The sequence below is a fragment of the Variovorax sp. Varisp41 genome (assembly GCF_047325085.1).
GTDB lineage: Bacteria > Pseudomonadota > Gammaproteobacteria > Burkholderiales > Burkholderiaceae_C > Variovorax.
Genome location: NZ_CP168540.1, coordinates 5,688,231 through 5,707,104, shown reverse-complemented (window position 1 = coordinate 5,707,104; position 18,874 = coordinate 5,688,231). Strand labels below are relative to the sequence as shown.

The 18,874-nt window shown below is 68.8% G+C and carries 19 protein-coding genes; 16 read left to right on the top strand and 3 right to left on the bottom strand.

What is annotated here, in order from left to right:
* Nucleotides 1-37: 37 nt before the first annotated feature.
* Nucleotides 38-1,270 (bottom strand): phosphoglycerate dehydrogenase, encoded by a 1,233-nt coding sequence (gene serA / locus ACEN9J_RS26460; RefSeq protein WP_057592118.1) that lies wholly within the window; start codon nt 1,268-1,270, stop codon nt 38-40.
* Nucleotides 1,271-1,501: 231 nt separating this feature from the next.
* On the opposite strand from serA, the gene ugpB reads away from it, so the two are divergent.
* The 6 genes from ugpB to ACEN9J_RS26430 all read left to right on the top strand — a co-directional run bounded on the left by ugpB (nt 1,502) and on the right by ACEN9J_RS26430 (nt 9,004).
* Nucleotides 1,502-2,815 carry a sn-glycerol-3-phosphate ABC transporter substrate-binding protein UgpB gene (gene ugpB, locus ACEN9J_RS26455; RefSeq protein ID WP_057592064.1) on the top strand — a complete coding sequence of 438 codons (1,314 nt, stop codon included), beginning with the start codon at nt 1,502-1,504 and terminating at the stop codon, nt 2,813-2,815.
* 128 nt (nt 2,816-2,943) lie between these two features.
* Nucleotides 2,944-3,825, top strand: coding sequence for a sn-glycerol-3-phosphate ABC transporter permease UgpA (ugpA, locus tag ACEN9J_RS26450; protein ID WP_057592065.1), 882 nt, complete (start codon nt 2,944-2,946; stop codon nt 3,823-3,825).
* 63 nt (nt 3,826-3,888) lie between these two features.
* The gene (gene ugpE / locus ACEN9J_RS26445; RefSeq protein WP_057592066.1) at nt 3,889-4,737 is read left to right on the top strand and encodes a sn-glycerol-3-phosphate ABC transporter permease UgpE; all 849 of its coding nucleotides are present in this window, start codon (nt 3,889-3,891) and stop codon (nt 4,735-4,737) included.
* A 17-nt stretch (nt 4,738-4,754) separates the two neighbouring features.
* The gene (gene ugpC, locus ACEN9J_RS26440; RefSeq protein WP_413762475.1) at nt 4,755-5,762 is read left to right on the top strand and encodes a sn-glycerol-3-phosphate ABC transporter ATP-binding protein UgpC; all 1,008 of its coding nucleotides are present in this window, start codon (nt 4,755-4,757) and stop codon (nt 5,760-5,762) included.
* A 7-nt stretch (nt 5,763-5,769) separates the two neighbouring features.
* Nucleotides 5,770-6,510 carry a glycerophosphodiester phosphodiesterase gene (gene ugpQ, locus ACEN9J_RS26435; protein ID WP_296729598.1) on the top strand — a complete coding sequence of 247 codons (741 nt, stop codon included), beginning with the start codon at nt 5,770-5,772 and terminating at the stop codon, nt 6,508-6,510.
* A gap of 70 nt (nt 6,511-6,580) precedes the next feature.
* Complete coding sequence (locus ACEN9J_RS26430; RefSeq protein ID WP_413762474.1) at nt 6,581-9,004, top strand: DUF3772 domain-containing protein; 2,424 nt, start codon at nt 6,581-6,583, stop codon at nt 9,002-9,004.
* 18 nt (nt 9,005-9,022) lie between these two features.
* On the opposite strand, the gene ACEN9J_RS26425 is transcribed toward ACEN9J_RS26430, so the two are convergent.
* Nucleotides 9,023-9,493, bottom strand: a complete 471-nt coding sequence (locus tag ACEN9J_RS26425) for an Lrp/AsnC family transcriptional regulator (RefSeq protein ID WP_057592070.1) — start codon at nt 9,491-9,493, stop codon at nt 9,023-9,025.
* Nucleotides 9,494-9,699: 206 nt separating this feature from the next.
* Here ACEN9J_RS26425 and ACEN9J_RS26420 point away from each other — a divergent pair, with 206 nt between their 5' ends.
* The 4 genes from ACEN9J_RS26420 to ACEN9J_RS26405 all read left to right on the top strand — a co-directional run bounded on the left by ACEN9J_RS26420 (nt 9,700) and on the right by ACEN9J_RS26405 (nt 12,938).
* On the top strand, nt 9,700-10,674 hold the full coding sequence (locus ACEN9J_RS26420; protein WP_409976567.1) for an ABC transporter substrate-binding protein: 975 nt from the start codon (nt 9,700-9,702) through the stop codon (nt 10,672-10,674).
* Between the two features lie 76 nt (nt 10,675-10,750).
* Nucleotides 10,751-11,647, top strand: a complete 897-nt coding sequence (locus ACEN9J_RS26415; RefSeq protein WP_057592072.1) for an ABC transporter permease — start codon at nt 10,751-10,753, stop codon at nt 11,645-11,647.
* Entirely contained in the window at nt 11,647-12,441 is a 795-nt protein-coding gene (locus ACEN9J_RS26410; protein ID WP_093341008.1) for an ABC transporter ATP-binding protein, read from the top strand. Before ACEN9J_RS26415 ends, ACEN9J_RS26410 begins: the two co-directional genes overlap by 1 nt.
* Nucleotides 12,438-12,938, top strand: a complete 501-nt coding sequence (locus tag ACEN9J_RS26405) for a GNAT family N-acetyltransferase (RefSeq protein WP_413762473.1) — start codon at nt 12,438-12,440, stop codon at nt 12,936-12,938. The genes ACEN9J_RS26410 and ACEN9J_RS26405 overlap by 4 nt, the downstream gene beginning before the upstream one ends.
* A 10-nt stretch (nt 12,939-12,948) precedes the next feature.
* On the opposite strand, the gene ACEN9J_RS26400 is transcribed toward ACEN9J_RS26405, so the two are convergent.
* The gene (locus ACEN9J_RS26400) at nt 12,949-13,227 is read right to left on the bottom strand and encodes a hypothetical protein (protein ID WP_057592075.1); all 279 of its coding nucleotides are present in this window, start codon (nt 13,225-13,227) and stop codon (nt 12,949-12,951) included.
* A gap of 93 nt (nt 13,228-13,320) precedes the next feature.
* Between ACEN9J_RS26400 and hemA the strand changes: the two genes are divergently transcribed.
* From hemA to ACEN9J_RS26370, 6 genes are all read left to right on the top strand, one after another.
* Nucleotides 13,321-14,592 carry a glutamyl-tRNA reductase gene (gene hemA / locus ACEN9J_RS26395; RefSeq protein WP_057592076.1) on the top strand — a complete coding sequence of 424 codons (1,272 nt, stop codon included), beginning with the start codon at nt 13,321-13,323 and terminating at the stop codon, nt 14,590-14,592.
* 96 nt (nt 14,593-14,688) lie between these two features.
* A complete protein-coding gene (gene prfA / locus ACEN9J_RS26390) occupies nt 14,689-15,777 on the top strand; it encodes a peptide chain release factor 1 (protein ID WP_057592077.1) in 1,089 nt (362 codons plus the stop codon).
* Complete coding sequence (gene prmC, locus ACEN9J_RS26385) at nt 15,774-16,625, top strand: peptide chain release factor N(5)-glutamine methyltransferase (protein WP_413762472.1); 852 nt, start codon at nt 15,774-15,776, stop codon at nt 16,623-16,625. Before prfA ends, prmC begins: the two co-directional genes overlap by 4 nt.
* A gap of 29 nt (nt 16,626-16,654) precedes the next feature.
* A complete protein-coding gene (gene grxD, locus ACEN9J_RS26380) occupies nt 16,655-16,981 on the top strand; it encodes a Grx4 family monothiol glutaredoxin (RefSeq protein ID WP_057592080.1) in 327 nt (108 codons plus the stop codon).
* 13 nt (nt 16,982-16,994) lie between these two features.
* Complete coding sequence (locus ACEN9J_RS26375) at nt 16,995-17,507, top strand: cupin domain-containing protein (protein ID WP_057592084.1); 513 nt, start codon at nt 16,995-16,997, stop codon at nt 17,505-17,507.
* A 79-nt stretch (nt 17,508-17,586) separates the two neighbouring features.
* Nucleotides 17,587-18,870 carry a hemolysin family protein gene (locus ACEN9J_RS26370; RefSeq protein WP_057592085.1) on the top strand — a complete coding sequence of 428 codons (1,284 nt, stop codon included), beginning with the start codon at nt 17,587-17,589 and terminating at the stop codon, nt 18,868-18,870.
* The last annotated feature ends 4 nt before the right edge of the window (nt 18,871-18,874 follow it).

Here is an 18,874-nt window from a genome sequence, read left to right as displayed (position 1 = left end):
CGCCCTCCCCCGCCGGGGGAGGGAGAAAGTCAGAACATCAGAACAGCACGCGGCTGCGGATCGTGCCCTGCACCTTCGCGAGCTTCTCGAGCGCGAGGTCCGAGGAGGCGGCGTCGATGTCCATCACCACGTAGCCGATCTTCTCGTTGGTCTGCAGGAACTGCGAGGAGATGTTGATGTTGTTGTCCGAGAAGATCTTGTTGATCTCCGACAGCACGCCCGGCACGTTGCGGTGCACATGCAGCAGACGGTGCTTGCCCGGATGCGCGGGCAGCGCCACCTCGGGGAAGTTGACCGACGAGGTCGAGGTGCCGTTGTCGCTGTACTTGACCAGCTTCTCGGCCACCTCGAGGCCGATGTTGGCCTGCGCCTCCATCGTCGAGCCGCCGATGTGGGGCGTGAGGATCACGTTGTCGAGTCCGCGCAGCGGCGACTGGAACTCGTCCTTGTTGCTGCGCGGCTCGACCGGGAACACGTCGATGGCGGCGCCCAGCAGCTTCTTCTCCTTCAGCGCGCCGGCCAGCGCATCGATCTCGACCACGGTGCCGCGCGAGGCGTTGATGAGGATCGAGCCGGCCTTCATGGCCGCGATCTCGGCCGCGCCGATCATCCATTGCGTGGCCTGCGTCTCGGGCACGTGCAGGGTCACGATGTCGCTCTGCGCCAGCAACTGGTGCAGGTCGCGCACCTGGCGCGCATTGCCCAGCGGCAGCTTGGTGACCACGTCGTAGAAGGCCACGTGCATGCCCAGCGCCTCGGCCAGCACCGACAGCTGCGCGCCGATCGAGCCGTAGCCCACGATGCCCAGCGTCTTGCCGCGGATCTCGAAGGCGTTCTCGGCCGACTTGAGCCAGCCGCCGCGGTGCGCCACCGCGCTCTTCTCGGGCACGCCGCGCAAGAGCAGGATCGCCTCGGCCAGCACCAGCTCGGCCACCGAGCGGGTGTTGGAGTAAGGCGCGTTGAAGATCGCCACGCCGTGCTCGCGCGCGGCCTCGAGGTCGACCTGGTTGGTGCCGATGCAGAAGCAGCCGGCGGCCACCAGCTTGTGGGCGGCCGCGAACACCTCGGCCGTCAGCTGGGTGCGCGAGCGGATGCCGAGGAAGTGCACGTCGGCGATCTTGGCCTTGAGCTGCTCGTCGGGCAGCGCGCCCGGCAGCGACTCGACGTTGGTGTAGCCCGCCGCATGGAGCACCTCCACGGCCGAGGGGTGGATACCCTCGAGCAGAAGAAACTTGATCTTGCTTTTGTCGAGGGAGGTCTTGCTGCTCATGCTGCTGCTCGCGGTAGCCCCGGCCATGGCAACAGGCTAGGCCGAAAAAGGGAGGGCGATGCTAGCATGGTGCAGCGCAGCAAGCAGGGGCCCGGCGCGCGAGCGCCCTGTCGTCCAAGGGGGTTTACCCGGGTTTCTCGACGTGTGCACTCCGTGCGACAAAGCCGCAGAACCGTCACGTATGTAACCTAACATCGCCGGTTTTACTTACTTTTCCCTACAGGAGTCTTAATGCGCTTCAAGACGCTCGCCATCGCCTCTACGCTGGCTGCCGCTCTGGCCGTGCCAGCCCTTGCCCAGGCCCAGACCGAGATCCAGTGGTGGCACTCGATGGACGGCGCCCTCAACGACTGGGTCAACGACCTCGCCAAGCAGTTCAACGAGAGCCAGAAGGACTACAAGGTCGTGCCCACCTACAAGGGCGAATACGACCAGTCGATGGCGGCCGGCATCGCGGCCTACCGCTCGGGCAACGCGCCCGACATCCTGCAGGTGTTCGAAGTGGGCACCGCCACCATGATGTATTCCAAGGGCGCAATCAAGCCCGTGGCCGACGTCATGAAGGAAGGCGGCCAGAAGTTCGACCCCAAGGCCTACATCCCCGCGGTGGCCGGCTACTACACCGCCCCCAACGGCCAGATGCTGTCGTTCCCGTTCAACAGCTCGACGACGGTGTTCTATTACAACAAGGACGCCTTCAAGAACGCCGGCCTCGACCCCGAGAAGGCCCCCGCCACCTGGCCCGAAGTGGTCTCGGCGGCCGCCAAGCTCAAGGCCAGCGGCAGCCAGTGCCCGTTCACCACCTCGTGGATGAGCTGGGCCCAGCTCGAGAGCTTCTCGGCCTGGCACAACACCTCGTACGCCTCGAAGAACAACGGCTTCGGCGGCCTCGACGCCCGCCTGGAATTCAACTCGCCGCTGCACGTGCGCCACTTCGAGAACCTGTCGAACATGTCCAAGCAGGGCCTGTTCGTCTACAAGGGCCGCGCCAGCAAGCCGATCACCTCGTTCACCTCGGGTGAATGCGCGATGTTCATCGGCTCGTCGGGCAGCTATGCCAGCGTGAAGCGCGACGCCAAGTTCAAGTTCGCCGAATCGGCGCTGCCCTACTACCCGGACGTGCAGGGCGCGCCGCAGAACACGATCGTCGGTGGCGCCAGCCTGTGGGTGATGTCGGGCAAGCCGGCCGCCAACTACAAGGGCGTGGCCGCGTTCTTCAGCTTCCTGTCGAGCCCCAAGGTGCAGTCGGAAAGCCACATGCGCACCGGCTACCTGCCGATCACCACGGCCGCCTACGAGCTGACCGAGAAGGCCGGCTTCTACAAGGAAAACCCGGGCACCGACGTCGCGGTGAACCAGATGATCAAGAAGACCACCGACAAGTCGCGTGGCGTGCGCCTGGGCAACCTGCCCCAGATCCGCGCCATCGAGGACGAGGAAACCGAGCTGATCTGGACCGGCAAGAAGACCCCGAAGGAAGCGCTGGACAGCGCCGTGAAGCGCGGAAACGAACTTTTGGTGAAATTCCAGGCCGCAAACAAGTAAGCTCCGCACCCGGATCGGCGCGAACGAATGTTCGTTTCGGTTCGTTTGACCCGCAACAAGCCAGGCTGACCCGTGCAGTCCTGGCTGTTTGCTTATTTAGTGTGTCCGTGACCTGAACGCCCTGCCCCATGGAAAAACGCGTCATCTTTCGTTCGAACTGGCTGCCCTGGGCATTGCTGGCGCCGCAGCTGATCGTCGTCGGCGTCTTCTTCTTCTGGCCCGCCGGCCAGGCGCTGGTGCAGTCGCTGCAGCAGCAGGACGCCTTCGGCAACTCGATCACCTGGGTGGGGCTGGACAACTTCGAGGCGCTGTGGAACGACAGCACCTACATGGCCTCGTTCCACACGACCATCGTCTTCTCGGTGCTGGTGACGGTCCTGGGCCTGAGCATCGCCCTGGTGCTGGCGGTGTTCGCCGACCGCGTGGTGCGCGGCACGCGCTTCTATCGCAGCGTGCTGATCCTGCCGTATGCGGTCGCCCCCGTCGTGACCGGCCTGCTGTGGTCGTTCATGTTTTCCTCCTCGATCGGCATCGTGGCCTACTGGCTCAAGAAGATCGGGTTCAACTGGAACCACCTGCTCAACGGCGACCACGCCATGGCGCTGGTCGTGATGGCCTCGGTCTGGAAGCAGATCTCCTACAACTTCCTGTTCTTCCTCGCGGGCCTGCAGTCGATCCCGAAGTCGCTGATCGAGGCCGCCGCCATGGACGGCGCGCGCCCGATGCGCCGCTTCTGGACCATCCAGTTCCCGCTGCTGACGCCCACCACCTTCTTCCTGCTGGTGATCAACATGGTGTACGCCTTCTTCGACACCTTCGCGATCATCGACGCCACCACCCAGGGCGGCCCCGGCAAGGACACCGCCACGCTGGTCTACCGCGTGTACTTCGACGGCTTCCGCGGCATGGACTTCGGCGGCGCCGCGGCCCAGTCGGTGGTGCTGATGGTGATCGTCATCGCGCTGACGGTGGTGCAGTTCCGCTACGTCGAGAAGAAGGTCCAGTACTGATGACCGCCCCCATGCATTCCCTCTTCCCCGCGCGCCGCGCGGCCAACGCCACGGAGGCCCGCCATGGTTGAGCGCCGCCCCTCCCTGGGCATCCTCGCGCACGTGATCATGATCATCGGCGTGCTGCTGGTGATGTTCCCGATCTACCTGGCCTTCATCGCCTCGACCCACACGCCGCAGGAGATCATGCAGGCGCCGATGCCGATCCTGCCCGGCAGCAACTTCTGGGAAACCTACAAGGCGGCGCTGACCGGCGGCGGGCGCACCAGCGCCAACGTGTCGGTGGCGCGGATGATCTGGGTGAGCACGGTCATCACGCTCGTCATCACCTTCGGCAAGATCAGCATCTCGCTGCTGTCGGCCTTCGCGGTGGTGTATTTCCGCTTCCCGCTGCGCGGCCTGTGCTTCTGGCTGATCTTCATCACGCTGATGCTGCCGGTCGAGGTGCGCATCGGCCCGACCTACCAGGTCGTGGCCAGCCTCGGCATGATCAACAGCTTCGCCGGCCTCTCGATACCGTTGATCGCGTCGGCGACCGCCACCTTCCTGTTCCGGCAGTTCTTCCTGACGGTGCCCGACGAGCTGGTCGAGGCCGCGCGCGTCGACGGCGCCGGGCCGATGCGCTTCTTCAAGGACATCCTGCTGCCGCTGTCGAAGACCAGCATCGCGGCGCTGTTCGTGATCCAGTTCATCTACGGCTGGAACCAGTACCTGTGGCCGCTGATCGCCGCCACCAGCGAGGACATGTACCCGATCGTCGTCGGCATCAAGGCCATGATCGGCAACGGCGAGTCGCCGGTGGACTGGAACGTGGTGATGGCCACGGCCGTGCTGGCCATGCTGCCGCCCGCGGTGGTCGTGGTGCTGATGCAGAAGTGGTTCGTCAAGGGCCTGGTCGATACCGACAAATAAAACGCTGAACTGAAAACATGGCTGCCATTTCCCTACGCAACGTCATCAAGCGCTACGGCCACGGGCCCAAGGCCAACCAGGTCATCCACGGCGTGAGCGCCGAGATCGCCGACCACGAGTTCGTCGTCATCGTCGGCCCGTCGGGCTGCGGCAAGTCCACGCTGCTGCGCATGGTGGCCGGCCTGGAGGAGATCTCCGCCGGCGAGATCGCCATCGGCAACAAGGTGGTGAACCAGCTCGAGCCCTCCGAGCGCGACATCGCGATGGTGTTCCAGAACTACGCGCTCTATCCGCACATGACGGTGTTCGCGAACATGGCCTACGGCCTGAAGATCGCGAAGGTGCCGACGGCCGAGATCAAGGTCCGCGTGGACAAGGCCGCGAAGATCCTCGAACTGGGCCACCTGCTCGAGCGCAAGCCGCGCGAGCTCTCGGGCGGCCAGCGCCAGCGCGTGGCCATGGGCCGCGCCATCGTGCGCCAGCCGCAGGTGTTCCTGTTCGACGAGCCGCTGTCGAACCTCGACGCCAAGCTGCGCGCGCAGACCCGCCTCGAGATCCAGAAGCTGCACCGCGAGCTCGGCATCACCTCGCTGTTCGTCACCCACGACCAGGTCGAGGCCATGACGCTGGCGCAGCGCATCATCGTGATGAACGGCGGCGTGATGGACCAGTTCGCGACGCCCGAGGAGGTCTATTCGCGCCCCGCCACCACCTTCGTCGCGAGCTTCATCGGCTCGCCGCCGATGAACCTGCTGCGCCACGCGCCGGGCGTGCGCCCGGGCCAGATCCTGGGCATCCGCCCGGAGCACATGGCACTCGACGAGAACGGCTGGTCGGTGCAGGTGGAGCAGGTCGAGCTGCTGGGCGCCGAGCGCCTGGTCTACGGCCGCATCGGCGACGAGCAGATCATCATGCGCACCGACGAGGCCGACCGGCCGCCGATGGCGGGCGACACGGTGAAGATCGCCGCGCGCGAGGACAAGCTGCACTGGTTCGACGCCGGCTCCGGCAAACGCGCGGAATGAGCGCGGAATGAGCACGCCCTGGCCCTATCCACGCTGGATCGCCCACCGCGGCGCCGGCAAGCTCGCGCCCGAGAACACGCTCGCGGCCTTCCGCTTCGGCGCCGCGCACGGCTATCGCATGTTCGAGTGCGATGCCAAGCTCAGCGCCGACGGCGTGGTGTTCCTGATGCACGACGCCACGCTGGAACGCACCACCAGCGGCCGAGGCATCGGCGGCCGGAAGCCCTGGAGCGAACTGGCTCAGCTCGACGCGGGCGGCTGGCATTCGCGCGCCTTCGCGGGCGAGCCGCTGCCCACGCTCGAGAACCTCGCGCGCTTCTGCCTGGCCAACGGCCACCTGCTGAACATCGAGATCAAGCCCACGCCGGGCACCGAGCGCGAAACCGGCGAGGCGGTGGCGCGGCAGGCCGCGGCGCTGTGGCGCGATGCGGCCGTCCCGCCGCTGCTGACCTCGTTCCAGGTCGATGCGCTGAAGGGCGCGGCGACCGCCGCGCCCGAACTGCCGCGCGGCCTGCTGCTCGACACGCTCTGGAACGGCTGGCTCGAGACCGCGCGCGAACTCGGCTGCGTGGCCATCGTCTGCAACCATGCGCTGTGGGACGCCGCCGTGGTGGCGCAGGTGCACGGCGCCGGCCTGCGCGCGCTGAGCTACACGGTCAACGACGACTGGGCCGCGCAGCGCCTGATCGACCTGGGCACCGACGGCATCATCACCGACCGCGTCGACCTGTTCAGCCCCGCGCGCTGAACGCGGCGCCGTCACATGCTGTGACGCGCCGCGAAGCCGGGCCTTCAGGTGCGGCTTCTATGATGCGTCCATGAGCTGGACCTCCCGTCTCGCGGCCTTCCTGATGGCCGCCCTGCTGCTGTGCGGCACCGCCTTCGCGCAGCAGGACCCCGACCTCGCGGCCGCGCCGCCCGCGCCCACCGTGGCCGAGCTGCGCGCGCTGCTCGCGAAGATCGACCAGTCCACCGGCTCGGAAGACGACGCGCGCAGCCGCCTCACGCAGATCAACGCGATCGGCGCGCAGGCCGACAAGTTCGTGGCGGCGCGCACCGGCGAGCTCAATGACCTCAACGCACGCCTGGGCGAGCTCGGCAATCCGCCCGCGGCCGGCGCCAGCGAAGACCCCGACATCACGCGCCAGCGCGCGCGCCTGACCAAGGAACGCAACGCGCTCGACGCCGACATCCGGCTCGCCAAGCTGCTGGCGATCGACGTGCGCCAGCGCGGCACCGACCTGCTGACGCAGCGCCGCGCGGTGTTCGAGGCCCAGCTCACCGAGCGCGCGGCATCGCCGCTCACGGGTGAGTTCTGGAGCGACCTGCAGGAGGCCTGGCCCGAAGACGTCGACCGGCTCCAGGGCATGGCCGCGGGCGTGCAGACCGGCCTCGCCACCGCGTTCGGCGGCGAGGGCCGCACGCTGGTGATCGCGGCGCTGGCCGGCGCGCTGCTGCTGGCCTTCGCGGGCGTCTGGGCGGCCGAGCACGGCCTGGCCCGGCTCGCGGTGAAGCTGCTGCCCGCCGGACGGCTGCGGCGCTCGCTGCTGGTGATCGCCATCGTCGCGGCCCACGTGCTGCTGGTGGCGCTGGCGGCGCACGGCTTCGTCCATGTGCTCGAGCAACACGCGGGCTGGGCGCCGCAGGCGCGCAAGGCGATGCTGTCGCTGGCGCAGTCGCTGGTGTTCATGGCCTTCGTGATCGGCCTGGGCCGCGCGCTGCTGGCCACCGGTCGGCCGTCGTGGCGGCTGCCGCCGATTCCCGACGCCATGGCCGCGCGGCTCGCGGCCCTGCCCTGGCTGGTGGCGCTGGTGGCGGCCCTGGCCTGGGCGCCGGCCGAGATCAACGCGCTGGTCGACGCCAGCTTCTCGGCCGTGGTCGCCACGCACGTGCTGACCGCGCTGCTGCTGACCGCGCTGGTCGGCGCGGTGCTCTACCGGCTCAAGGCGCTGCGCGCGGGCGCCCCCGGCGAGGACCTGCCCGAGCGGCCGATGTGGGTCGGCATCCTGGTCGCGCTGATCGCCATCCTGATGGTCGCGATCTGGGTGCTGGTGGCCGTGGGCTACGTGGCGCTCGCGAGCTTCCTGGCCTCGCAGCTCACCTGGAGCGGCATCGTCGCCACCGCGTTCTACGTGCTGTTCAAGTTCGCCGACGACGTGTTCATGGCCACGGTGTCGTCGCGCAGCGGCTTCGGCCAGCGGCTGCAGAAGAGCTTCGGCCTGGCGCCGCAGACGCTCGACCAGATCGCCACCGTGCTGTCGGGCCTGAGCCGGGTGGCGCTGTTCTTCTACATGCTGATCGCGCTGGCCGCCCCGCTGGGCACCAGCCCCGGCGAGGTGTTCCAGCGCAGCGGCAAGTTCGGCACCGGCGTGAAGATCGGCGAGTTCCAGCTCGTGCCGGGCGCGATCCTCAGCGCGGTGGCGGTGCTGGCCGTGGGCTTCGTGATGCTGCGCATCTTCAAGCGCTGGCTGGCCGCGAGCTACCTGCCGACCACCAAGTTCGAGCCCGGCATGCAGAGCTCGATCAGCACCCTGCTGGGCTACGTGGGCGGCATCCTGGTGATCGCGTTCTCGCTCTCGGCGCTGGGCATCGGCATCGAGCGCATCGCCTGGGTGGCGAGCGCGCTGTCGGTGGGCATCGGCTTCGGCCTGCAGGCGATCGTGCAGAACTTCATCTCGGGCCTGATCCTGCTGGCCGAGCAGCCCGTGAAGGTGGGCGACTGGGTGGTGCTCGGCACGGCCGAGGGCGACGTGCGGCGCATCAACGTGCGCGCCACCGAGATCCAGCTCGGCGACCGCTCCACGCTGATCGTGCCGAACTCGGAATTCATCACCAAAACCGTGCGCAACATGACCTTGGCCAACGCCGAGGGCCGGGTGCTGATCCGCCTGCCGATGCCGCTGACCACCGACGCGCAGAAGGTGCGCGACCTGATCCTCGAGGCCTGCAAGGCGCACGAGGGCGTGCTCGAGACGCCGGCGCCCTCGCTCACGCTCGAGGGCATCGAGAACGGGCTGCTGATCTTCCAGGCGATCGCCTACGTGGCGAGTCCGCGGCTGGCCGGCGGCGTGCGCAGCGACCTGCTGTTCACCATCCTCGACGCGCTGCGCCAGGCCGACCTGCCGATGGCGACGCCCACGCTGGTGATGGCGGCCGCGCCGGCGGCCCCCTCGGCGCTCTCGACCGCGCCCTCGCCGGCGCCCTCCTCGCCGGCCTCGCCGCTGCCGGGCGTACAGGGCTGAGGGCCGGCCGCGCCCGGCTCAACCCAGCGGCAGGGTGGTCGTGCACTTCACCTCGTTGAGGCACACGCTCGAGCGCACCGCCGACACGCCCGGCATGTGCATCAGCGTGTCCATCAGGAACTGCGACAGCGAGTGCAGGTCGCGCGCGACCACCTTGATGACGTAGTCGAAGTCGCCGGTGACCGAATAGCACTCGAGGATCTGCGGCAGGTCGGCCACCAGGTCCTGGAACTTCGGCAGCTCGCCGATGTGGCCGCGCGCCATGGTCACGTGGATGAAGGCGATCACGCCGAGCCCCACCTGGCGCGCGTCGAGCCGGGCCGCGTAGCCGCTGATGAAGCCCATCTCCTCGAGCCGCCGGTGCCGCCGCAGGCACTGGGCCGGAGAAAGATTGGCCACTTCGGAGAGTTCGAGGTTCGATGCGCGGCCATGCGCTTGCAGATGCTCCAGGATCTTCCTGTCGATGCGGTCGAGCGTGATCTCGTGCAATTTCGTCTCCTTCAAATGCAGATGGCCGCAATCATATTTCTCAAAGCGGGGTAAGCACTGGCGCGGGATGCACCTTAATTGTGCAAACCACGCTCTAGACTCCAGGCTCGTGGAAGTGCATGCCGCATTTCCGTGCCATCGATTCCCTGCCCCGGTGCAAGCCGTGGCGTCGGACCCGCCCCCTTCCCTCTTTCCGGAGATCCCACGTGAAATTCGCCCTGCTTCGCACCCCTGTCGCCGCCGCCCTGGCCCTCGGCATGCTCGCCGCCGCGCCCGCCTTCGCGGCCGACAAGTCGGTGGCCGTGACCGCCATCGTCGAGCACCCGGCGCTCGACGCCGTGCGCGACGGCGTCAAGGCCGAGCTGAAGGCGGCCGGCTACGAAGAGGGCAAGAACCTCAAGTTCACCTACCAGAGCGCGCAGGGCAACGTGGGCACCGCGGCCCAGATCGCGCGCAAGTACGTGGGCGACCAGCCCGACGTGATCGTCGCGATCGCCACCCCCTCGGCCCAGGCCACGCTGGCCGCCACCAAGACCATCCCGGTCGTCTACTCGGCCGTGACCGACCCGGTGGCCGCCAAGCTGGTGAAGAGCTGGGACGCCAGCGGCACCAACGTGACCGGCGTGTCGGACCTGTCGCCGCTGGACAAGCACATCGCCCTCATCAAGCAGGTGGTGCCCACCGCCAAGCGCATCGGCGTGATCTACAGCCCCGGCGAAGCCAACTCGGTGGCGATCGTGGCCGACCTCAAGAAGGCCGCCGCGGCCGCCGGCATGACGGTGGTGGAAGCCGCCGCCGCGCGCACCGTGGACGTGCCGACCGCCGCCCAGAGCCTGGTCGGCAAGGCCGACGCGATCTACACGCCGACCGACAACAACGTGGTGTCGGCCTTCGAGGGCATCGTGAAGGTGGCGCAACAGGCCAAGCTGCCGGTGGTGGCGGCCGACACCGCCACCGTCGAGCGCGGCGCGGTCGCGGCGCTGGGCCTGAACTACACCGACATCGGCCGCCAGACCGGCAAGATCGTGGTGCGCATCCTCAAGGGCGAGAAGCCCGGCGCGATCGCCTCGCAGACCAGCACCAACTTCGAGCTGGTGGTGAACCCGGGCGCGGCCAAGCTGCAGGGCGTGACCCTGTCGGACGAGCTGCTGAAGACCGCCAAGGTCGTGAACACCAAGTAAGCCCCGGCCTCATCGCCAGCGACGGGTCGTCCTGCGGGCGGCCCGTCTTTTCGTTCTTGCCGGGAGCTTCCTCCTCATGTCCCTCATCGCCTCGCTGGGCGCCATCGAGATCGGCCTGATATTCGGGCTGGTCGCGCTGGGCGTCTTCATGTCCTTCCGCATCATCAACTTTCCCGACCTCACGGTGGACGGCAGCTTCCCGCTCGGCGCCGCCGTGGCCGCCACGCTGATCGTGGCCGGCTGGAACCCGGTGGCGGCCACCGCGGTGGCCTGCGTCGCGGGCGCCGTCTCGGGCTGGGTCACGGCCTGGCTCAACGTGAAGCTCAAGATCATGCAACTGCTCGCGAGCATCCTGGTGATGATCGCGCTCTACTCGATCAACCTGCGCGTGATGGGCAAGCCCAACGTGGCGCTGATCACCGAGCCCACCGTGTTCAGCATGGCCAGCTTCGGCGGCATGCCCGAGCAGTGGGCCAAGCCGCTGTTGCTGCTCTTGATCGTGATCGCCGCGAAGATCGTGGTCGACCTGTTCTTCGCCTCCGAGGCCGGCCTGGCGATGCGCGCCACCGGCGGCAATGCGCGCATGGCGCGCGCCCAGGGCATCTCGACCGACTTCCACACCATGGCGGGCCTGGCGCTGTCGAACGCGCTGGTGGCGCTGGCCGGCGCGCTGTTCGCGCAGAGCCAGGGCACGGCCGACATCTCGATGGGCGTGGGCACGATCGTGATCGGCCTGGCGGCGGTGATCATCGGCGAGACGCTGATGCCCGCGCGCAGCATGGTGATCACCACGCTGGCCTGCATCCTGGGGGCACTGCTCTATCGCTTCTTCATCGCGATGGCGCTGAACACCGACTTCATGGGCCTGCAGGCGCAGGACCTGAACCTGGTGACCGCCGTGCTGGTGGCCTTCGCGCTGCTGGTGCCTGCCTACAAGCGCAAGCTCGGCGGGCTTTTCAAGGGGAAGAACTGATGCTGCGCGCCGAACAACTCGAGATGACCTTCAACCCGGGCACGCCGATCGAGAACCGCGTGCTGCGCGGGCTCAGCCTGGAGATTCCCACCGGCCAGTTCGTCACCGTGATCGGCTCGAACGGCGCCGGCAAGTCGACCTTCCTCAATGCGGTCAGTGGCGACCTGATCGTCGACAAGGGCCGCATCGAGATCGACGGCAAGGACGTGACGCGGCTCAATGCCTGGCAGCGTTCGGGCATGGTGGCGCGCGTGTTCCAGGACCCGATGGCCGGCACCTGCGAGGCGCTGACCATCGAGGAGAACATGGCGCTGGCCTGGAAGCGCGGCGAGCGGCGCGGCCTGGGCCTGTCGCTCAACCGCGGCCTGCGCGAGCTGTTCCGCGAGAAGCTGTCGATCCTCAAGCTCGGGCTGGAGAACCGGCTGGCCGACCGCATCGGCCTGCTGTCGGGCGGCCAGCGGCAGGCCGTGAGCCTGCTGATGGCTTCGCTCAAGCCCTCGCGCATCCTGCTGCTCGACGAGCACACGGCCGCGCTCGATCCGAAGACCGCGGCCTTCGTGCTCGAGCTCACGGCGCGCATCGTCGAGGAGAGCAAGCTCACCGCGATGATGGTCACGCACAGCATGCGCCAGGCGCTGGACTACGGCTCGCGCACGGTGATGCTGCACGAGGGCCAGGTGATCCTCGACGTGGCCGGCCCCGAGCGCTCGGGCCTCGATGTGCCCGACCTGCTGCGCATGTTCGAACAGACGCGCGGCGAGAAGCTCGACGACGACAAGCTGCTGCTGGCATGACCGCAATGCGCGCGATGCGGCCCGAGGACCTGCAGGCCGTGCTGGCGATCCAGCTCGCCTGCTACGGCACGGGCTTCGTGGAGGACGGGGCGCTGATCGTGCGCCGGCTCGCTGCGGCGCCGCGCACCGGCTGGGTGGTCGAGCACGCGGGACGGGTGGCCGCCTACCTCGCGGCCTATCCCTCGCGCGTGGGCAAGCTCACGGCCCTGCACGGCGATTTCGAGGTGCTGCCCGAGACACAGGCCGACGCGCTCTACCTGCACGATCTCGCGGTCGACCCGGCGGCCTCGGGCCATGGCCTGGGACCGGCGCTGGTGCGGCATGCGCTGGCCTTCGCCGACACGGCGGGCTGGCGGCGCTCGGCGCTGGTGTCGGTGCAGTCCTCGCTGGGCTTCTGGGAACGCCACGGCTACGCGGTGCATGCGCTGGCCGACGCGGCACAGCAGGCGCGCCTGGCGAGCTATCCCGCGCCGGCGCACTACATGGTGCGGACCTGAAGGCCGCCGCTCAGCGCCGCCAGCCGCGCTGCAGCAGCCACTGCACGGTGCCGCAGACCACCACCAGCGCGGCATAGCTCGCGATGCGGCCGTCGTGGCCCGTGAACACCAGGCCGGCCAGCAGGACCAACACGCCAGCTATCGTATTGATAGCGAATTGCGCCCAGATGGCAGGCGTTCCGGGCTTCCGCGGCATCAGGAAGCGGCCGCACAGCGCGAGCACCCCCGCCACGAAGACAGCCGGCAGCGCGAAGTTGAGGAGGTGGTTGAGCAGGGCGAGCGCGGACATTCGGGAAGGGGCGGAAGCGTCATCCGCCAGCCGCTATGGAGGTCATAGACAGCACGGTGCCGGGACGGGCTCCGCAAATTTTATAATCGTGACATGTCTGTCTGGGCTCTTGGCTTGAACCACACGACCGCGCCGCTCGATCTGCGCGGTCGTTTTGCGTTTGCGCTCGACCAGATCGCTCCCACCCTGCAGAGCCTGCGCAGCTCGTTCTCGAGCGGCCGCCACCCGCAGGTCGAGGCCGCCATCATCTCGACCTGCAACCGCACCGAGATCTACTGCGCCGCCGACCATGCCGCGATCGACCACACGGTCGGCTGGCTGGCCCAGAGCGGCGGCGTGGCCCCCGCGCTGCTGCGCTCGCATGCCTACACCCTGCACGACGGTGACGTCGCGCGCCATGCCTTCCGCGTGGCCAGCGGCCTCGATTCGATGGTGCTCGGCGAAGCCCAGATCCTCGGCCAGATGAAGGACGCGGTGCGCGCCGCCGAAACCGCCGGCGCGCTGGGCAGCACGCTCAACCAACTCTTCCAGCGCTCGTTCGCGGTCGCCAAGGAAGTGCGCACCGCCACCGAGATCGGCGCGCACTCGATCAGCATGGCGGCCGCCGCCGTGCGCCTGGCCGGCCAGCTGTTCGAGGACCTGCGCCAGACGCGCGTGCTGTTCGTCGGCGCCGGCGAGATGATCGACCTCGCGGCCACGCACTTCGCGGCCAAGGAGCCGAAGTCCATCGCCATCGCCAACCGCACGCTCGAGCGCGGCGAGAAGCTGGCCTCGCGCTTCGGCGGCGAGGCGATGCGGCTGGCCGACCTGCCGGCACGGCTGGCCGAGTTCGACATCGTCGTGAGCTGCACCGCGAGCACGCTGCCGATCATCGGCCTGGGCGCCGTGGAACGCGCGCTCAAGTCACGCAAGCACCGCCCGATGTTCATGGTCGACCTGGCCGTGCCGCGCGACATCGAGCCCGAGGTGAAGGCACTCGAGGACATCTACCTCTACACCGTGGACGACCTCGCCCAGGTGGTGCAGCAGGGTCAGGCCAACCGCCAGGCCGCGGTGGCGCAGGCCGAGGTCATCATCGACGCCGGCGTGCAGAGCTTCATGCACTGGCTGGGCCAGCGCGGCACGGTGCCGCTGATCCAGCAGCTCAACGCCCAGACCGACGAATGGCGTGCCGCCGAACTGGCGCGCGCGCGCAAGCTGCTCGCCAAGGGCGAATCGGTCGACGCCGTGCTCGAAGCCCTGTCGCGCGGGCTCACGCAGAAGATGCTGCACGGCGCGCTGGCCGAGCTGCACGCGGGCGATGCCGCCTCGCGCGAGCAGACGGCGCAGACCATCTCGCGCCTGTTCCTGCGCAAAGAGCGTTAGCGGCGCTCGTCCGCGAGCCCGGCACGGCGTGCCGCGGCCTCCATGCGCCTTGCCGCCATGCCGCGGCACTTCCCCTCTTTTTCGAATCTCTCCGCCGTGAAGCCCTTCCTCCGCCACCAACTCGAACGCTATGCCGCCCGCCTCGGCGAACTCGACTTCCTGCTCTCGCGCGAGGACATCATGGGCGACATGGCGCAGTACCGCACCATCTCGCGCGAGCATGCCGAGGTGACGCAGGTGGCCGGCCGCTATGCGCGCTACGTGCAGCGCGAGGCCGACATCGCCGGCGCGAAGGAAATGCTCGACGACCCCGACATGGCCGAGATGGCCGCGCAGGAGATCGCCGAGGCCGAGGCCGAGCTCACGCAGCTGGAAGACGAGCTGCAGCGCCTGCTGCTGCCCAAGGACCCCGACGACGCGCGCAACGCCTTCCTCGAAATCCGCGCCGGTACCGGCGGCGACGAATCGGCGCTGTTCGCGGGCGACCTGCTGCGCATGTACACGCGCTACTGCGAGCGCGCCGGCTGGCGCTGCGAGATCGTGAGCGAGAACGAAAGCGAGCTCGGCGGCTACAAGGAAGTGGTGGTGCGCATCTCGGGCGACGAGGTGTTCGGCAACCTGCGCTTCGAATCGGGCGGCCACCGCGTGCAGCGCGTGCCGGCCACCGAGACGCAGGGCCGCATCCACACCAGCGCCTGCACGGTGGCGGTGCTGGCCGAGCCCGACGAGGCGCAGGCGGTGCAGATCAATCCGGCCGACCTGCGCATCGACACCTACCGCGCCAGCGGCGCCGGCGGCCAGCACATCAACAAGACCGATTCGGCGGTGCGCATCACGCACATCCCGACCGGCATCGTGGCCGAGTGCCAGGACGACCGCAGCCAGCACCGCAACAAGGCGAAGGCGCTGCAGGTGCTGTCGGCACGGATCCAGGAGAAGGAGCGCAGCGAGCGCGCCGCCAAGGACGCCGCGCTGCGCAAGGGCCTGATCGGCAGCGGCGACCGCTCCGACCGCATCCGCACCTACAACTTCCCCCAGGGCCGGCTCACCGACCACCGGATCAACCTCACGCTCTACAAGCTGCTCGCGATCATGGAGGGCGACCTCGGCGACGTGCTGGCGGCGCTGCGCGCGGCGCGCGAGGCGGAGCAACTGGCCGAGCTCGAATCGAGCCTGCCCTCATGAGCACCGAGCCGCTCGCGCCCTCGACCGTGGCCCAGGCGCTGGCCGCGGCCGCGCGGCTGGGCGTCGACCGGCTCGACGCCCAGTTGCTGCTGCTGCATGCGCTGGGCCGGCCGCCGCACGACCGCGCCTGGCTGCTCGCGCACGACACCGACACGCTGCCCGAGCCGCTGTGGACCGCGCTGTCGGCGCAACTGCTGCGCCGCCTCGCGGGCGAGCCGGTGGCCTACCTGCTGGGCGAGAAGGAATTCCACGGCCTCGCGCTGCGCGTCGACCTGCGCGTGCTGGTGCCGCGACCCGACACCGAGACGCTGGTCGACTGGGCGCTGGAATGCCTCGAAGGCCAGGCCGCGCCGCGCGTGCTCGACCTGGGCACCGGCAGCGGCGCGATCGCACTGGCGCTGCAGCATGCGCGCGCCGATGCGCAGGTCGATGCGGTGGATGCCAGCGCCGATGCGCTTGTGGTGGCCCGCGCCAACGCCGAGCGCCTGGCGCTGCCGGTGCGCTTCGCCCAGGCCGACTGGCTGGCGGGCGCGGCCCAGGGTTACGCGCTGATCGCCAGCAACCCGCCCTACATCGCCGCCGGCGACCCGCACCTGCCGGCGCTGCAGCACGAGCCCGCCTCGGCGCTGGTGGCCGGCGCCGACGGGCTCGACGACATCCGCCGCATCGTTGCCGACGCGCCCGCGCACCTGGCCGAAGGTGGCTGGCTGCTGCTGGAGCACGGCCACGACCAGGCCCCCGCCGTGCGCCAGCTGCTGGCCGCCCAGGGCTTCGCCGAGGTGCAAAGCCGCGAGGACCTGGCAGGCATCGCGCGCTGCTCGGGCGGAATCCGGCGCACGGTGAAATAATCCCTCCAGCCTACTTTTCAGGAGCCCCCATGTCCGACGCCCAGCAACGCATCGACGACCTCGTCAAATCCAACGATCTCGTGCTCTTCATGAAGGGCAACGCCAGCTTCCCCATGTGCGGCTTCTCGGGCCGCGCGATCCAGATCCTCAAGGCCGTGGGCGTCGACACCCGTTCGCTCAAGACCGTCAACGTCCTCGAGGACGACGGCATCCGCCAGGGCATCAAGGACTACAGCAACTGGCCCACCATCCCGCAGCTCTACGTCAAGGGCGAATTCGTCGGCGGCTCGGACATCATGATGGAGATGTACGAGTCGGGCGAACTGCAGAAGGTGCTGGCCGGCGACGCTGCCTGATCCGGGCCCGGCGATGAGCCACGGCCACGATCACGACCACGGACATCCGCACGACGAGGCTGCGGCCCCGGCGTGGAAGCACGACGGCGTGCGGGTGATCGCGGCCAACCAGCTCGACGTCAACACCGCCCAGACGCCCGGCATGAACCGGGCCGCGGCGATCAATTTCGCGCGCGTCGGCGCGCAGAAGCTCTGGGCCGGCACGGTCACCATCCATGCCGACGCCAAGACCGGCGCCCACCACCACGGCCACCTCGAATCGGTGATCTACGTCGTGCGCGGCCGCGCGCGCATGCGCTGGGGCGAGCAGCTCGAGTTCACGGCCGAGGCCGGGCCGGGCGACTTCATCTACGTGCCGCCCTACGTGCCGCACCAGGAAATCAACGCCAGCCCGACCGAGACGCTCGAGTGCGTGCTGTGCCGCAGCGACGGCGAGGCCGTCGCGGTGAACCTCGACATCGAACCGGTCGAGAAGCCCGAGTCGGTGCTGTGGGTCGACCCGACCCATCCGCACGGCGGGGTCTGAGCACCCTTTCGTCCGCGGGCCGCGCCCGTGGCGGGCGCCCCCTGCGCCATGGCACCATCGGGGTCTGCTGGTGACCACCATGACCCTGACCCAAAGCCTGCTCGTCATCGCGCTGCTGATCGCGATGAGCGCCTTCTTCTCCCTCGCCGAGATCGCGCTGGCCGCCTCGCGCCGGCTGCGCCTGCGCCAGATGGCCGACGACGGCGACGCGCGCGCCGACCTCGTGCTGCGCATCCAGGAGCAGCCGGGCTACTACTTCACCGTGGTGCAGATCGGCCTCAACGCGGTCGCGATCCTCGGCGGCGTGGTCGGCGAGGGCGCGCTGAGCCCCTACTTCGCGCGCCTGTTCACGGGCTGGCTCGGCCCCGAGGGCGCGCAGAGCGCGGGCTTCCTGTGCTCCTTCGTGACCATCATCGCGGTGTTCCTGGTGTTCGCCGACCTGTTCCCCAAGCGGCTGGGCATGAACGACCCCGAGCGCCTGGCGGTGCGCATCGCCAAGCCGATGCAGTTGCTGATCACCACCTTCAAGCCGCTGGTGTGGCTGTTCACCGCCTGCACCGACCTGCTGTTCAAGCTGCTGGGCATGCCGATGGCGCGCGACGACAAGATCACCTCGGCCGACATCCTCGCGATGACCGAGGCCGGCGCGCGGGCCGGGGTGCTCGCCGTGCGCGAGCAGCAGGTGATCGCCAACGTGTTCGAGCTCGAGACGCGGCTCGTGAGCAGCGTGATGACCGCGCGCGACAGCATCGCCTGGTTCCTGCACGACGACCCCGAGTCGGTGCTGCGCGCGCGCATCGTGGCCGAGCCCTTCTCGGCCTACCCGGTGTGCGACGGCGACATCGACCACGTGCTGGGCTACGTCGACGCCAAGGACATGTTCCAGCGCGTGCTCAGCGGCCAGCCGCTGGCCTTCGACCAGGGGCTGCCGCTGCACAAGGCGCTGGTGATTCCCGACCGGCTGTCGCTGACCGAGGTGCTCGAGCAGTTCCAGCAGGCCCACGAGGACTTCGCGATCATCGTCAACGAGTACAGCCTGGTGGTGGGCGTGATCACGCTCAACGACGTGATGAGCACGGTGATGGGCGACCTGGTGTCCACGCCCGACGAGGAGCAGATCGTGCGCCGCGACGAGAACTCCTGGCTGATCGACGGCATCACGCCGATCCAGGACGTGCAGCGCGCGCTGCACATCGACGAGCTGCCGCATGCCGACGAGTACGAGACGCTCGCGGGCTTCCTGATGGTGATGCTGCGCCGCGTTCCCAAGCGCACCGACAGCGTGAGCTGGGGGGGCTATACCTTCGAGGTGATGGACGTCGACAGCTACCGCATCGACCAGGTGATGGTCACCAAGACCTGACGGC